This is a genomic window from Paraburkholderia sp. BL25I1N1 (assembly GCF_003002025.1).
Taxonomy (GTDB): domain Bacteria; phylum Pseudomonadota; class Gammaproteobacteria; order Burkholderiales; family Burkholderiaceae; genus Paraburkholderia.
On the sequence record NZ_PVZB01000022.1, the window covers coordinates 1 to 15089 of the forward strand.

Genomic DNA, 15089 nt, shown 5'->3' on the forward strand with positions numbered 1-15089 from the left:
TGCCTGAGACGCGACGGTGCGTTTCTTTTTCATCGGCATATCCATGACCTTGATCCCTCATGATATGCCCCGCCCACGAAATTACGGATAGGTCCGCGCGCGCAGCGCCGCCGGAAGAATGACTGCTGTGTCACTCACGCCGAATGTGCGGAAACACTGATTCCAGATGCACCACTACCGCGGCTGTGCGGGGGACCCGCTTAAGAATTAGCGGTGTGAGCCGCTTTCTCTTGCTTACTTCTCTTTGCGGCCGGCAAAGAGAAGTAAGTGCCGCCCCGCACAGGGGCAACGCTAATAGACCACAAACAAATCAAGAAAAGGCCAACAACAAAAAAAAACCCACGCACCACAACAAACATCAACTAGCAGCCGCCCCAGCCCGCCGACCCTTCCGGCCCTCCCACCTGACCCGAACCCGATCCATATAAAGATACACAACCGGCGTCGTATAAAGCGTCAGCATCTGACTAACAATCAACCCACCCACAATAGCAATCCCAAGCGGCGCCCGAAGCTCGGCCCCTTCCCCGCGCCCAAACGCCAACGGCAACGCCCCCAACAAAGCAGCAAAAGTCGTCATCATGATCGGCCGAAACCGCAGCAAACAAGCCTGATGAATCGCATCCCGCGAGGACAAACCATGCCGGGACGCTTCAATAGCAAAGTCCACCATCATGATCGCGTTCTTCTTCACGATCCCGATCAGCAGAATCACCCCGATCAACGCGATGATGCTGAACTCCGTCTTGAACAGCAGCAATGCCAGCAACGCGCCCACGCCCGCCGAAGGCAGCGTCGACAGAATCGTCAACGGATGAATATAGCTCTCATACAGCATCCCCAGCACGATATACACGGCGGCCAGCGCGGCCAGAATCAGAATCGGCTGATCGGACATCGACTGCTGGAACGCCTGCGCGGTCCCCTGGAAACTGCCGTGGATAGTCCCCGGCATGCCGATCTGCGCCATCGTGTCGTAAATCGCCTGAGTCGCCGTCGACAGCGAAACGCCCGGCGGCAAATTGAACGAAATCGTCGAGGCCACGAACTGGCTCTGGTGGTTCACGGAAAGCGGCGTGCTGCCCGGCCCGAAGCTCGCGATCGCCGACAGCGGCACCATCGTTTCCTTCGCCGTCGACACCGCCGCGCCCGACGACGCGCTCGACTTGCCGCTCGCCGCAATCGAATTGATCGCCTGATTGCGCGCGGAGTCGGCGGCAATGCTCGCCGCGCTCGAAGCGGTCGTGCCCGCCGTGCCGCCCGTCGTCGCGCTCGTGGACGTGGTTGTCGCGGCGCCGGTCTCCTTCGTCACCGTGCCTGCCGGAGCGTTGGTGGTCTGCGCGCCGCTCGCGCTGCCGCCCGACGTGCTGATGTAAATCTGCTTCAGCATGTCCGGACTCTGCCAGTACTTCGGCGCGACTTCCATCACAACGTGATACTGATTCAACGGGTTATAGATCGTCGACACCTGGCGCTGGCCGAACGCGTCGTACAAGGTGTTGTCGATCTGCGCCGGCTTGATGCCAAGGCGCGCCGCGGTGGCGCGGTCGATCGTCACCATCGCTTCGAGGCCGCCTTGCTGCTGGTCGGAATTCACGTCCGCGAGTTCGGGGCGCGCCTGCAACGCCTCGGTGAGCTTCGGGCCCCACAGGTACAGGTCGGGCGTCGAATCGGCCAGCAGCGTGAACTGGTACTGCGCGTTCGATTGCCGTCCGCCGACGCGAATGTCCTGCACCGCCTGCAGGAAAGTCCGCGCACCGGCCACGTCGCCGAGCGGCTCGCGCAGTTGCTGGATCACCTGATCGGCAGAGGCCTTGCGCTCGGACTTCGATTTCAGCGTCACGAACATGAAGCCGGAATTGGTCTGCCGTCCGCCGGTAAAGCCGGCCACGCTTTCCACCGCCGGATTCTTGCCGACGATCTCCATCATCTGCGCGAACTTGCCTTTCATGGACTGGAACGAGGTGGACTGATCGGCCTGAATGCCGCCGATCAGCCGGCCCGTGTCCTGCTGCGGAAAGAAACCCTTCGGCACGATGATGTACAGCCACACATTCAGGCCGATGGTCAGCAGCAGGATCGTCACGATCAGGCGCGGATGCAGCAGCGCCCAGCCGAGCGTGCGCTCATAGCCGCGCTGCATCGACGCGAAGCCGCGTTCCAGCCAGCGGCCGAAACGTCCTTCTTCCTTCTGCTCGTGCGGCTCGCGCAGAAGGCGCGAGCACATCATCGGCGTGAGCGTGAGGGAGACGATCAGCGACACGCCGATCGCGAGCGAGAGCGTCAGTGCGAATTCGCGGAACAGGCGGCCGACAATGCCACCCATCAGCAGAATCGGCAGGAACACGGCGACCAGCGAAATGCTGATCGACAGCACGGTAAAGCCGACTTCACGTGCGCCGAGGAAAGCCGCCTTCATGCGCGGCACGCCATTCTCGATATGCCGCGAGATGTTCTCCAGCACCACGATCGCGTCGTCGACCACGAAGCCGGTCGCGATGGTCAGGGCCATCAGCGAGAGGTTGTCGATCGAGAAACCGAGCATGTACATCGCGCCGAACGTGCCGATGATGGAGATCGGCACGGCCACGCTGGGGATTAGCGTGGCGCGCCAGTTGCGCAGGAACAGGAACACCACCATCACCACCAGCGCGACCGCGACCACGAGCGTGAACTCGGTGTCTTTCAGCGAGGCGCGGATCGTGGTGGAGCGGTCGGCGGCCGGCGCGATGTCGACGTCCGCGGGCAGCGACGCGTGCAGTTGCGGCAGCATTGCCGTGACACGGTCGATGGTGTCGATGATGTTCGCGCCCGGCTGGCGGTACAGGATCACCAGCACCGAACGCTTGCCGTTGAAGAGGCCGAGGTTGCGCAGATCTTCGACCGAATCGACCACCTCGGCCACGTCGGAGAGCTTCACCGCCGCGCCGTTGCGATAGGCAATGACCAGATCCCTGTATTGCGACGCCTTGCTGGCCTGGTCGTTGGTATAGATCTGCACGCGGTTCGGGCCGAATTCGATCGAGCCTTTCGGGCTGTTCGCGTTGGCCGCGGCGAGCGCCGCGCGCACGTCTTCGAGACCGATGCCGTAGTGCGAGAGCGCATTCGGCTCCAGTTCGACACGCACGGCCGGGTTGGCCGAGCCGCTCACGTCCACTTCGCCGACGCCGTCCACCTGCGACAGCGACTGTTGCAGCACGGTGGCCGCGGAGTCGTACAACTGGCCGGCCGTGAGCGTTTTCGACGTGAGCGCAAGAATCAGGATCGGCGCGTCGGCCGGATTGACCTTGTGGTAAGTCGGATTGCTGCGCAAGCTCGCCGGCAGATCGGCGCGCGCTGCGTTGATGGCGGCCTGCACGTCGCGCGCGGCGCCGTCGATATCGCGATTCAGGCCGAACTGCATGGTGATGCGCGTCGAGCCCACCGAACTCGACGAGGTCATTTCGGTGACGTCGGCGATCGAACCGAGATGCCGTTCGAGCGGACTGGCGACACTGGTCGCCACGGTATCCGGACTCGCGCCAGGCAGTGAGGCCTGCACCGAAATGGTCGGGAAATCGACCTGCGGCAGCGGCGCGACCGGCAGCTTGGTGAACGCGAAAATGCCGGCCAGCGCGATGCCGATCGCCAGCAGCGTGGTGGCGACCGGGCGGGAGATAAACGGACGCGACAGATTCATCGCTCAGTTCCCTGCATCGCTGACGGGCGGCGTGGCGCCTTTGGACGGCCCGCCGCGATTGAAGCGCTCGCGCGCGCGGCGGCCGAGCGAGTCGAATGCGAGGTAGATCACCGGCGTGGTGAACAGCGTCAGCAACTGGCTGACGATCAGGCCACCGGCAATCGCGATACCGAGCGGACGGCGCAATTCCGAGCCTGCGCCGGTGCCGAGCATCAGCGGCAGCGCGCCGAGCAGGGCGGCGAGCGTGGTCATCAGAATCGGCCGGAAGCGCAGCAGGCACGCCTGGTAGATCGCTTCGCGCGGCGGTTTGCCTTCTTCGCGCTCGGCGTAGAGCGCGAAGTCGATCATCATGATCGCGTTCTTCTTCACGATACCGATCAGCAGCACGATCCCGATGATGCCGATGATGTCGAGATCATGCCCGGTGATCAGCAGCGCCAGCAACGCGCCGACGCCGGCCGAAGGCAGCGTCGAGAGAATCGTGATCGGATGGATGAAGCTCTCGTATAGCACGCCCAGCACGATATACATCGTGACGATCGCCGCGAGAATCAGGAACAGCTCGTTCGACAGCGACGCCTGGAACGCCAGCGCCGCGCCCTGGTAGCGCGTCTGGAACGACGCGGGCAAGCCGATGTCCTTCTTCGCCTGATCGATCGCCTTGACCGCCGCGCCGAGCGACGAACCCGGCGCGAGGTTGAACGACACCGTGGTGGCCGGGAACTGGCTCAGATGCGTGACGAGCAGCGGCGCGGGCTTTTCGATGAAGCGCGCGATCGACGACAGCGGCACCTGGCCGCCCGTGGAGGTGGAAGAGGGCAGATAGATCGACTTCAGCGATTCGGTGTAATGCTGCATCGCCGGTTGCGCTTCCAGAATCACGCGGTACTGATTCGACTGCGTGAAGATGGTGGAGATGATGCGTTGGCCGAACGCGTCGTACAGCGCACTATCCACAGTGGCCGGCGTGATGCCGTAACGCGATGCGGTGGCGCGGTCGATTTCGATGTAGACCGACTGGCCGTTGTCCTGCAAGTCGGTGGCGACGTCGGCGAGTTCGGGCGACTGCTTCAGCCGCTCGACCAGCTTGGGAACCCACGTAGTGAATTCGCCGATGTTCGCATCGGTCAACATGAACTGGTACTGCGTCGGGCTGACGGTCGAGTCGATCGTCAGATCCTGCACCGGTTGCATGTACAGCGACGCGCCGGCGATATGCGCCACGTCCTGCTGCAACTGGCGGATCACTTCGCTCGCGGTGTTGCTACGGTCGTCGCGCGGCTTCAGGTTGATCAGCATGCGGCCGCTGTTCAGCGTGATATTGCTGCCGTCCACGCCGATGAACGAGGTCAGGCTCTCCACATCCGGATTTTTCAGGATCTGCGCGGCAAGTTCCTGCTGACGCTCGGCCATCGACGCATACGACACCGACTGCGGCGCCTGCGTGATCGCCTGGATCACGCCGGTGTCCTGCACCGGAAAGAAGCCCTTCGGAATGAACACGTACAGCACGCCGGTCAGCACCAGCGTGAGCACAGCAACGACCAGCGTGGAGCGTTGCCGGTTCAGCACCCACGTGAGCGCGACCGCGTAACGCGCGATCACCCAGTCGATCGCGCGGTGCGCCTTGGCTTCGAAACGATGGCTCTCATGCGGCGGCGCGTGACGCAGCAGTTTGGCGCACATCATCGGCACGAGCGTGAGCGACACGACCGCCGAAATCACGATCGTCACGGCAAGCGTAATGGCGAATTCGTGGAACAGGCGGCCGACCACGTCGCCCATGAAGAGCAGCGGAATCAGCACGGCGATCAGCGAGACCGTCAGCGAAATGATCGTGAAGCCGATCTGTTTCGAGCCCTTCAACGCGGCTTCGAGCGGGGCTTCGCCTTCTTCTACGTAACGCGCGATGTTCTCGATCATCACGATCGCGTCGTCCACCACGAAGCCGGTCGCGATGGTCAGCGCCATCAACGATAAGTTGTCGAGCGAGAAGCCGCACAGGTACATCACGGCGAGCGTGCCGATCAGCGAGAGCGGCACCGAAAGGCTCGGAATGATGGTCGCGTAGACGTTGGCGAGGAACAGATACATGACCAGCACGACCAGCACGACCGACATGGCCAGTTCGAACTGCACGTCGCGCACGGATGCGCGGATCGTGGTGGTGCGGTCGGTGACGACTTCCACGTCGAGCGCGGCGGGCAGTGCCTGTTGCAACTGCGGCAGCAGCTTCTTGATACTGTCCACCACCTGGATCACGTTCGCGCCCGGCTGGCGCTGCACGTTCAGAATGATGGCGGGCGTGCCGTCGACCCACGCGCCGAGCTTGGTGTTCTCCGCACCCTGCACGATGTTGGCGACGTCGGTCAGCATCACCGCGCGGCCGTTCTTGTACGCCACCACGGCGCTCTTGTAGGCGTCGGCGTCGGTCAACTGGTCGTTCGCGTTGATCGTGTAGTTGCGCGTGGGGCCGTCGAAGTTACCCTTCGGCGTGTTGACGTTCAAATTCGAAATCGTGGTGCGGAGGTCGTCCAGGTTCAGACCGTACGCAGCGAGCGCGCGCGGGTTCGCCTGAATCCGCACGGCCGGGCGCTGGCCGCCCGACAGGCTCACCAGACCCACGCCCGCCACCTGCGAGATTTTCTGCGCGAGGCGCGTGTCGGCCAGATCCTGCACCTGCGTGAGCGGCAGCGTCTTCGAGGTGATCGCGAGCGTGATGATCGGCGCGTCGGCTGGATTGACCTTGGCGTAGATCGGCGGGGCGGGCAGGTCCGACGGCAGCAGATTGCCGGCCGCGTTGATGGCGGCCTGGACTTCCTGCTCGGCGATATCGAGCGGCAGGTCGAGGCTGAACTGCAGCGTGATGATCGACGAGCCGGCCGAGCTTTGCGACGACATCTGATTGAGCGACGGCATCTGCCCGAACTGACGCTCGAGCGGCGCGGTGACCGACGACGTCATCACGTCCGGGCTTGCGCCCGGATAGAAGGTCTGCACCTGGATGGTCGGATAGTCGACCTGGGGCAGCGCCGAGAGCGGCAGGAAGCGCAGCGCGACGAGACCGACCAGCATGATCGCCGCCATCAGCAGCGCGGTGCCGACGGGACGCAGGATAAAGGCGCGAGATGGATTCATGCGGTAGGTGCCGTGCCTTTATTGCGAGGCTTGCGCCGCGTGTTTGCCATGATGCGCGTGCGCGCCGGATGCGCCCGACGCAGCGGCCGCGCCACGGGCGCCCGAGGCGCCTGTGGCACCTGAGGCGCCTGAGGCACCACGAGGCTTGTCGGCCGGAATCGTGATTTTCGCGCCTTCCTTCAGACGGTCCGAACCGTCGATCACGACGCGCTCGCCGACGGCCAGGCCGGACTTGATGCTGGTGCGCTCGCCATCCACGGGGCCGAGCTTGACCGGGCGCACCGTCACGGTGTTATCGGCCTTCACGACGTACACGAACGGGCCCATCGAACCGTTGAGCACCGCCGGCGTCGGCACGATCACCGCGTCCTTGATCGTATCGACCAGCAGGCGCGCATTGACGAACTGATTCGGGAACAGCAGATTCTTGCTGTTCTGGAAGATCGCGCGCAGCTTGACCGTGCCGGTGGTGGTGTCGATCTGGTTGTCCAGCGTTTCGAGCATGCCGCCTTCGAGCGAGGTGGTGTTGCTGCGGTCATACGCGGTGACCGAGAGCTTCGCGCCCGACTGGGTCTGCTGGATGATCTGCTGAAGGTTGTCTTCAGAGGTCGTGAAGATCACGCTGATCGGCTGTAACTGCGTAATCACGACGATGCCGTTGGTCAGGCTCGGCGTGACGTAATTGCCCGGATCGACCTGGCGCAGACCGACGCGTCCCGACACCGGCGCGGTGATGCGCGCGTAGACGAGGTCGAGCTTGTAGGTGTCGATATTGGCTTTGTCGGACTTCACCGTGCCTTCGTATTGACGCACCAGTGAGGCCTGCGTATCCACCTGCTGGCTGGCGATGGAGTCTTGCGAGAGCAGCGTCTGATAACGCTTCAGGTCGAGGCGGGCGGTTTGCAGCAGAGCCTCGTCGCGGGCGAGCGTGCCTTGCGCGTTATCCAGCGAGATTTGATAGGGGCGGGGGTCGATCTGGGCCAGCACGTCGCCCTTCCTGACCATCTGGCCTTCCTTGAAATACACGTCCTGCAACACGCCGCTCAATTGCGGCAGCACGGTGACGTTAGCCAGCGGCGTGACCGTGCCGAGTGCGGTCAGCACCACCGGCATTTCGCCCTGCGTCGCGGCCGCCACGCGAACGGGCTGCGGCATATTGCCCATCGCTGCACCCCGTCCAGCGCGGCCGGCGCGGGCACCGCTCGCATCGCCCGCGCTCGCTGCGCCGCCGGGACTGCCCCACGGGTGCCAGCGCCACAGCACCACCCCGAGGATGACCAGTGCGGCGATGATCAGCGCGATATTGCGGCCGCGGTGCCGCTTCACCATGCCCGGAGGCGGGTTCGGTGTGCCGGTGGGGCCGCTGCGGGAGGACGGTTGGGAAGCCGGAGGAACAGGGCGTGTGGTTTCCGAATGCTGTTGTTGTTCGTCCATCGGTTCGGTCAGGTGACTGGCTTGGATGTGAGCCGCGTGCGCGTTCGCGCCGTTTCGACAGTTCGGCGGAGCGGCACGCGAATGGCATGACAGGCGGTTTCGACAACGGGTGCACCGCGCTCGTTCCGCGCGATCCTACCCAAGGCGCGGGACAGCGATGTTAGCGCAATGCGGCGTCGAAACAGGCGGCCGGAACGTTATCGAAGGAGAAAACCGCAAGCCGGGCGCGCGTCCCGCGGCAGGAAGGCATGATCCTACGTCGCGGGCTCTGTAACAGTCCACCCGCGTATTTTTCTGTTGATTACGAAGGTTACAGGATTGCTTGCAAAAGCCTCCGCCGCTCGCCGGCGAGCCCTGCGGCCGCTTCAGGTATCCAGGCGGCGCCCCGGCGTGCCGCCGATCTCCAGCACGATTCTCGCGACGCACTCGAGCAGCGCCGGGGCGGCACGCGAGATCAGCCAGTCGCGTGGGCATTGATCGGCTGAACCGCCGCAATTGACCGCATAGCGCTCGCCCGATGGTCCTGTGAAACCGAGTGCGATCGCGTTGAGTCCGTCGTACCATTCGCCCGTGGCGATTGCGAAGCCGCGCTCGATGGTTTCCTGCAATGCGCTGTCGAGTCGGCTGCTGAGGTGGCCCCAGTCGTCGCCTTCAGCCGCCTGCAGGCCGATCAGCAATTTTTCCCGCTCCGGTGCTTCGAGCGCAGCCAGATAGGCGCGGCCGACGGCGGTGCGGCTCAGATTCATGCGCGAGCCAATCTCAAGGCGTGACACCAGCACTGCCGAACGCGGCCGGATCGCGTCGATCACCACCATGTCGAGGCGGTCGCGCACGGCCAGATGAACGGACAACGCCGTGCGTTCGGCCAGTTCGATCAGGAACGGCCGCGCGCGAGCGCGGATATCGAAGTTGCGCAGGAAGCCGTTGCTCAGCTCGAGCACCGACGAAGTCAGCACGAAACGCTCGCTGTCCGGCAGCCGGAACAGAAAGCCCGCGCTGACCAGCGTCGCGGTGATGCGCGAGACGGTGGGCTTGGGAATGCCGGTCAGCTCGGTCAGTTCGCGGTTGCTGAGCGGCGCGTCCGCGGCGGCGACCGAGCGCAGCACGGTCAGGCCGCGCGCGAGGGCGGTGACTTCGTCGCCGGAGCCGTCTTTGTCTCTGGTCGGGTCCGCGGCAGCTTGGGAGCGCGTGGGTCGGTTCATGTGTTTTTTTGGAACTTTATTTCAATTTCTTTCTTCGTAGCCCAAGCTGGAGCCCTCTCTCAAAGCGCCGGCGGCGGCCCCAACGTGGGGCATCGAAGTGATTTTTCATCGGAAGATTCATTGTATCGGAATATTTTTCCGCCACGAACGAAGCCTCTTTAGATTTTGCTTGACTTAGTCAGCATAACCATAAAAAATGGAATCTCATTTCGAAAGACGGTTTCAGGTTCCGCATTTTGAAGTTCCGAACCTGCCGTGGCCCGCACAATGTCTGTGCCGAGTGTCTTCTCATAGTCCACCGTAACGATCTACGGCGCTCTGTACAGGCGCCGCATCGCAGGCCCAACTTTCGAATACCGTCTCTCAGGTTCTAGCACGGCCCTCGGAATGGCTAGAACTTTTTAAGGCGTCACGGCAACGTGACGCCTTTTTTTTTGTGCGTACAAGCGCACAAAAAAGTTTGCTTCCGGAATCTCTTCCAATTCTCTACCACGCATCCTTCCAGTGGGCGTGGTGAACTTCAACTACACAACGCAGCCGCCGGTCCAGATCGGTGAGCGTGTTCATGTCTCGGGCGACTCCCCGAGCGTGTCGTAATCAGCCTCTAAAACCGGCGAGATTTTCCGATTACCGCCTGTTACAGAATTGACAATCCGGCTGCACCTGCTACGGCTTGGCCCCCCTACAATCCGCCTCGTTCGTCGTTGTCTGGCATCCGCCAGAACCGGGCAGGACTGGAGAACTTCATGAAACGCGCTACCCTTTTTCTCGCGGTGGGAATCCCCGCTGCCTGTGCGTCCAGCGCGGCTTTCGCTCACGCGGACATCGGCGTTTATCTGGGCGTTCCTGGTCCCATGTATGTCGCGCCACCCCCGGTCGTGTACGAGGCGCCGCCGCCAGTGGTCTACGCGCCGGCCCCGGTCTATGGCTACGGATACCGCTATGAAGGCGACTACGGCGACGAGCGCCGGTGGCATGACCACGGCCGGCACCGTGGATGGGAACACCATCGCCATGAAGACGACGACTGATTTGTCACTCGCGGCTCGGCAAGTAGCCGCCAGGTCATGTCCTGCTGTCGCGCGCCAATGGCCGGGTCGCCAGCGCGAACAGCGTTGCGATACAGAATCCCGCCCCGGCATAGAACGTCGTACTCGCTCCGAAGCGGTCCCAGAGTTGACCGGCAACGACACTGGCGACAAGCATCGCCAGCCCGCTCATCAGGTTGAAGAAGCCGAATGCAGTGCCCTTCAGCTCGGGCGGTGCCGATTGCGCGACCATGGTCGCCAGCAGACCTTGAGTCAACCCCATATGCAGCCCCCAGAGGGCTACCCCGAATATCACAACCGGCCATGAGTTGCCATGAGCCAGCACGATGTCAGATGCGACGAGCACCAGAATGCCGGCGGCCAACAGCCTGGTGTGACTCATCGAGTCAGCCAGTTTTCCGAATGGGTACGCCGACAGCGAATACACGACATTCATTGCCACCATGACGAGAGGCACGAGGGCTATCGGGATACCACCCTGCATCGCACGCAACACCAGGAAGGCTTCGCTGAAGCGTGCGAGCGTGAAGACTGCACCGACGCCGACAACCCACCAATAAGGCCCGCTGAGTTTCTTCAAGCTGTCGAGCTTAATCGGGTTGACGCGCTTTGCTCCCGGCTGCGGTGCAGGTTCCCTGATACCGAAAACGAGTAACGCGACGGCAACAAGTCCCGGCACCACCGCGACCCAGAATACCCGACGGAAGTTGTCCGCCCACAACAGCATCAGGGCGACCGCGAGCAACGGTCCAACAAAGGCGCCGATTGTGTCGAGCGATTGCCGCAGGCCATAGGCCGCGCCACGCAGATGGGCGGGAGTGATGTCAGCCACGAGCGCGTCGCGCGGTGCACCCCGAATGCCTTTTCCCACCCGGTCGACCACACGTGCCGTCAATACGATGCCCGCGGTGGGCGCCAGCGCAAACAATGGCTTGCTTAACGCTCCCATGCCGTATCCGATGACCGCGAGCCACTTCCGGTTACCAAGGTAGTCGCTCAGCGCGCCCGAAAACATCTTGATGATGGGCGAAGCGGCCTCCGCCGCGCCTTCAATCAGGCCGACCATCGTGGCGCTCGCACCGAGACTTGTCACGAGGAACATCGGCAGAAGGCTATGGATGATTTCGGACGAGATGTCCATGAACAGGCTCACGAAGCCCAGCATCCAGATGCCGCGGGGGATCTGGCTGAGCGTACTGGCACGCTGGGGGGAATCTGTCTGCACGCGTCCTCGGATTAGTAATGGACTGTGTCAATCCTAGTATTGTCACACCGCCGAGCGATTGTGATAAACGCAATCAGCCTGAGAGACACACGGCACAGTCAGGGCGGGAGTTCTCGGACTGTGACCCGCCCGCTGTGTCATGATGGCAAGTGTGACAATGCAAACGCGTGGTCACCTGACCCGGAGCACGCACCGGAATTACTGAGAACACTCGCCGAATATCTGGAGCGGTCGCTCGATAAAGCCACAAGCGTAGCAATGATGCGACACACGGCCAGTGCCAGGGCCGATTATCCAGGCGACCCCGCAGGTCCGAGCGAAGACCTGAAACAGATTGGCGCGATTGCAACTTTGCTCGCAAACGACATGCTCGAATGGACCTCTTCGGATGCGAATCATCTGCATATCGGCGGCAGGGGTCTTTTCCGCAGATTAGCCGCAGCTCATCACTAGCAAGTTGAACCTGCAGCGGTTGTGAGTCGTAGACGATGAGATATCCTCCCAAGGTCGCCTGCTGAGGAGCGTCTGTGAAATATCCACTGATTCTGGGATTCGGTATCGTCGCTCTCGACATCGTCGTGTGGCGTTTCCGACTCCCTGCGCATGAATTGGCTCGGCTCCTGATACGGCTTACGCTTTTTTCGGTGCTGAGCTGGGTACTTTTCGCGTCCGGCCTGAGCCCATTCACCCAGGCGCCCTATGCGGACGCCGTCGAATTGCACTGGGTCGGGCAGGTGCTTGAAATAATCTGGTGGCTGATGGCAGCGCGTCTGCTTACGCTTTCGCTCGATACGCTGCTACTACCCAGCGCCTGGCGACGGCAGCGGCTATTCTCGGACGTATTCGGCGCGGTGGTATTCCTCGCCGCGGTCGTGGCCGCCCTTGGGTTTGTCCTCGAGCTGCCGGTGCGCGGCCTCGTTGCTACGTCGGGTGCCCTCGCCATTGTGCTTGGCCTCGCAATCCAGAGCACACTCAGCGACGTCTTTGCCGGAATCGTACTCAATACCACGGAGCCGTATTCTGTTGGCGACTGGGTGGAGATTGATGATGTTGAAGGCAAGGTCGTCGAGATGAATTGGCGCGCCACGCATCTGCTGACCGGTCAGGGCAACACTCTTATTGTTCCCAATGCCGTCGCCGCAAAGGCAAAAATATCCAACAACAGTAGGCCGACGAATGTTCACGGCCTCTCGCTGGTCCTGGAGATTGAGCCGGAGGCACGGCCGAAGACCGTGCTCGACGCCTTGAGCCGCGCCCTGACCGGGTGCAACGCCATCCTTGACGTTCCCGCTCCCTCCGCTCGCATGAAACGCACCACGTTGAACTCGGTGCAATACGAGGTGGTCGGCTTTGTCGACGATATGTCCAAAAAACTATCTGCATCTAACGAGCTTTTCGACCTCTGTTATCGGCATCTCGCGGCATCAGGTGTGGCACTGCGCGCACTAGGGATGCCCGCGCCAACCGCTACCGCGCATGACGCCAAGGAAGCACTTCTAAAACGAGTGAATCTATTCGAAAGCCTGACAAGCGATGAAGTAACACGGCTTGCAGCGCGACTTTCCAGACACGAATACCAGGCTAATCAACAGGTCCTGGCGTCTGAAACGGTCCCGGATAGTCTGTCAATTGTCCACTCCGGCGTACTTGCCGTTACCTATACTGAGTCGTCTGGCGCCCGTGAAATTGCCCGTATCGGACCGGACGAAACATTTGGCGAAACGGGGCTGCTCGCCGGACTTCCTATGCACGTTTCCATTGCGACACTTACCCCTTGCCTGCTATATCAGGTAAGCAAGGAGGATATGACTTCGTTCCTGAAGGAGCATCCCCAAGTGGCGAAGCAGATGTGTGAACTGCTGGCCTATCGTCAGAATGCAATCAGCAAGCTGATGACGCCGATTCCTGCAGAGCAGGAGACAGACCATTCGGTTTTCCAGTGGCTTTTCGACAAGGTTCGGCAACTGCACTCTCTGCGTAACGATTCGTGAGTCCCTTCGTCGCACACGGAAAATAGGTTTCCACTTCAGGAAGCTGCGCTACAGGCAAGACGTTTTCCCGGTCGAGCACTCCGGTGATCTTTTAATCTGTGTAACCCTATGCGTGAGCTGTTGTTGTGCGGCTCTGAATATCCCGAGGGTAGTCGACCAACCGCCGCAGGCATTCGTCGCAACGCGCGCATATTGGAGTAAAGGGGTTGCTGAAGTATCGCGTGTCCAATAACCGGCTGTCCAACACCGTCGACGTGTGGCGCCAAACCCCGGGGCATGGCGGACATCACCGCCCCGAATCGTTACGGGGTGCAAAGCTTATCTTTTCCTCCTCGTACAGCCGATAGATGAGTTCAAGCATTTCCCGAATGTCGCGCGATTCATCGAGCGCACGCATGCTCATGATGATTGGCGATACCAGAGTAGGGTCGTCCAGTTCCTTGTAGCTCACATCGTCGCGCTTCAGGCCGTACACGCTACTCGGAACGACAGAAATGCCTTCCCCCGCTGCTACGAGGCCTAGCGCAATCTGCAACTCCCGCACTTCATAGATCCGGCGCGGCTTGAGACCGCGGTCTTCGAATGCCGACAGCACCTGGTCTGCATAACTGGGGCGCGGCGCCTTAGGGAAAATAATCAGCGTTTCGTTGACCAGGTCGCTGAGAGCAAGGACGGGTTTCGCTAGTGAGAGTGGATGGCCCTCCGGGAGTGCAACGATCATCTTCTCCTCGCGAAGGATCACCCGGCGGATGTTGGCGTCCTCGTGCCGAATACGACCGAACCCGACATCGATCTGACCGTCTTTTAGCGCTCGGATCTGGTCCATTGTCGACATCTCGTGAAGGCTGAGTTCGACGGTAGTGTTCTCGTCGCGAAAGCGCCGGATGATTTTGGGCAGCATTCCATACAACGTCGAACCCACGAAACCGACAGAGAGGCTGCGCTCGATGTTGCCCACGCGCCGCGTCATGGATTCGAGTTCGGACGTCTGGGCGAGTAACTGGACGGCGTGAGCATAGAAGAACTTACCCGTCTCGGTAAGCTTCAACGGACGCGAATCACGCTGGAATAGCTGCACCTCGAGTAGCTCTTCGAGCTGCTGGATCTGCCGGCTCAAAGGCGGTTGCGCCATGTTGAGCCGCTGTGCCGCGCGCGTGAAATTGCGTTCCTCGGCTACGGCGACGAAATAGCGAAGATGCCGCAGTTCCATGTCAATACCTCGCAGATATAGACCGATACCAAATCAGTGTTGGACGGCGCCTTCCCGGGTCAATTATTCTGCATTCACACTCTGTTTCAGCACTCATTATACCTCTCAGGCATATTCTGGAGGGCGCTAAACCGAGGGTTTACCCGATCAGAAAATAGAGA

The 15089-nt window shown here is 61.6% G+C and carries 8 protein-coding genes; 2 read left to right on the plus strand and 6 right to left on the minus strand.

Annotated elements, in window-relative coordinates; all coding sequences use genetic code 11:
• Positions 1–358: 358 nt before the first annotated feature.
• The 4 genes from B0G73_RS28535 to B0G73_RS28550 form a co-directional block, all read right to left on the minus strand.
• Positions 359–3679, minus strand: coding sequence for an efflux RND transporter permease subunit (locus B0G73_RS28535; RefSeq protein ID WP_106284521.1), 3321 nt, complete (start codon positions 3677–3679; stop codon positions 359–361).
• 3 nt (positions 3680–3682) lie between these two features.
• Positions 3683–6817 (minus strand): MdtB/MuxB family multidrug efflux RND transporter permease subunit, encoded by a 3135-nt coding sequence (locus B0G73_RS28540; RefSeq protein WP_106284522.1) that lies wholly within the window; start codon positions 6815–6817, stop codon positions 3683–3685.
• A gap of 18 nt (positions 6818–6835) precedes the next feature.
• Positions 6836–8251: an MdtA/MuxA family multidrug efflux RND transporter periplasmic adaptor subunit gene (locus B0G73_RS28545; RefSeq protein ID WP_106284523.1), complete on the minus strand. Its 1416-nt coding sequence runs from the start codon at positions 8249–8251 to the stop codon at positions 6836–6838.
• A gap of 365 nt (positions 8252–8616) precedes the next feature.
• Positions 8617–9453: an IclR family transcriptional regulator gene (locus B0G73_RS28550; protein ID WP_106284524.1), complete on the minus strand. Its 837-nt coding sequence runs from the start codon at positions 9451–9453 to the stop codon at positions 8617–8619.
• Positions 9454–10199: 746 nt separating this feature from the next.
• On the opposite strand from B0G73_RS28550, the gene B0G73_RS28555 reads away from it, so the two are divergent.
• Positions 10200–10484, plus strand: coding sequence for a hypothetical protein (locus tag B0G73_RS28555; RefSeq protein WP_106284525.1), 285 nt, complete (start codon positions 10200–10202; stop codon positions 10482–10484).
• Positions 10485–10518: 34 nt separating this feature from the next.
• Here B0G73_RS28555 and B0G73_RS28560 read toward each other — a convergent pair whose 3' ends face one another.
• Positions 10519–11667 carry an MFS transporter gene (locus tag B0G73_RS28560; protein ID WP_181196666.1) on the minus strand — a complete coding sequence of 383 codons (1149 nt, stop codon included), beginning with the start codon at positions 11665–11667 and terminating at the stop codon, positions 10519–10521.
• Between the two features lie 587 nt (positions 11668–12254).
• On the opposite strand from B0G73_RS28560, the gene B0G73_RS28570 reads away from it, so the two are divergent.
• Entirely contained in the window at positions 12255–13718 is a 1464-nt protein-coding gene (locus tag B0G73_RS28570) for a mechanosensitive ion channel family protein (protein ID WP_106284527.1), read from the plus strand.
• A 286-nt stretch (positions 13719–14004) separates the two neighbouring features.
• Here B0G73_RS28570 and B0G73_RS28575 read toward each other — a convergent pair whose 3' ends face one another.
• Positions 14005–14928, minus strand: a complete 924-nt coding sequence (locus tag B0G73_RS28575; RefSeq protein WP_106284528.1) for a LysR family transcriptional regulator — start codon at positions 14926–14928, stop codon at positions 14005–14007.
• Between the last annotated feature and the right edge of the window lie 161 nt (positions 14929–15089).

Excerpts from the sequence above, each read along its gene's own strand:
- B0G73_RS28540 (WP_106284522.1), bottom strand. The coding sequence starts at position 6,817 with ATGAATCCATCTCGCGCCTTTATCCTGCGTCCCGTCGGCACCGCGCTG.
- B0G73_RS28575 (WP_106284528.1), bottom strand. The coding sequence starts at position 14,928 with ATGGAACTGCGGCATCTTCGCTATTTCGTCGCCGTAGCCGAGGAACGC.
- B0G73_RS28550 (WP_106284524.1), bottom strand. The coding sequence starts at position 9,453 with ATGAACCGACCCACGCGCTCCCAAGCTGCCGCGGACCCGACCAGAGAC.
- B0G73_RS28555 (WP_106284525.1), top strand. The coding sequence starts at position 10,200 with ATGAAACGCGCTACCCTTTTTCTCGCGGTGGGAATCCCCGCTGCCTGT.
- B0G73_RS28535 (WP_106284521.1), bottom strand. The coding sequence starts at position 3,679 with ATGAATCTGTCGCGTCCGTTTATCTCCCGCCCGGTCGCCACCACGCTG.
- B0G73_RS28545 (WP_106284523.1), bottom strand. The coding sequence starts at position 8,251 with ATGGACGAACAACAACAGCATTCGGAAACCACACGCCCTGTTCCTCCG.
- B0G73_RS28560 (WP_181196666.1), bottom strand. The coding sequence starts at position 11,667 with ATGCTGGGCTTCGTGAGCCTGTTCATGGACATCTCGTCCGAAATCATC.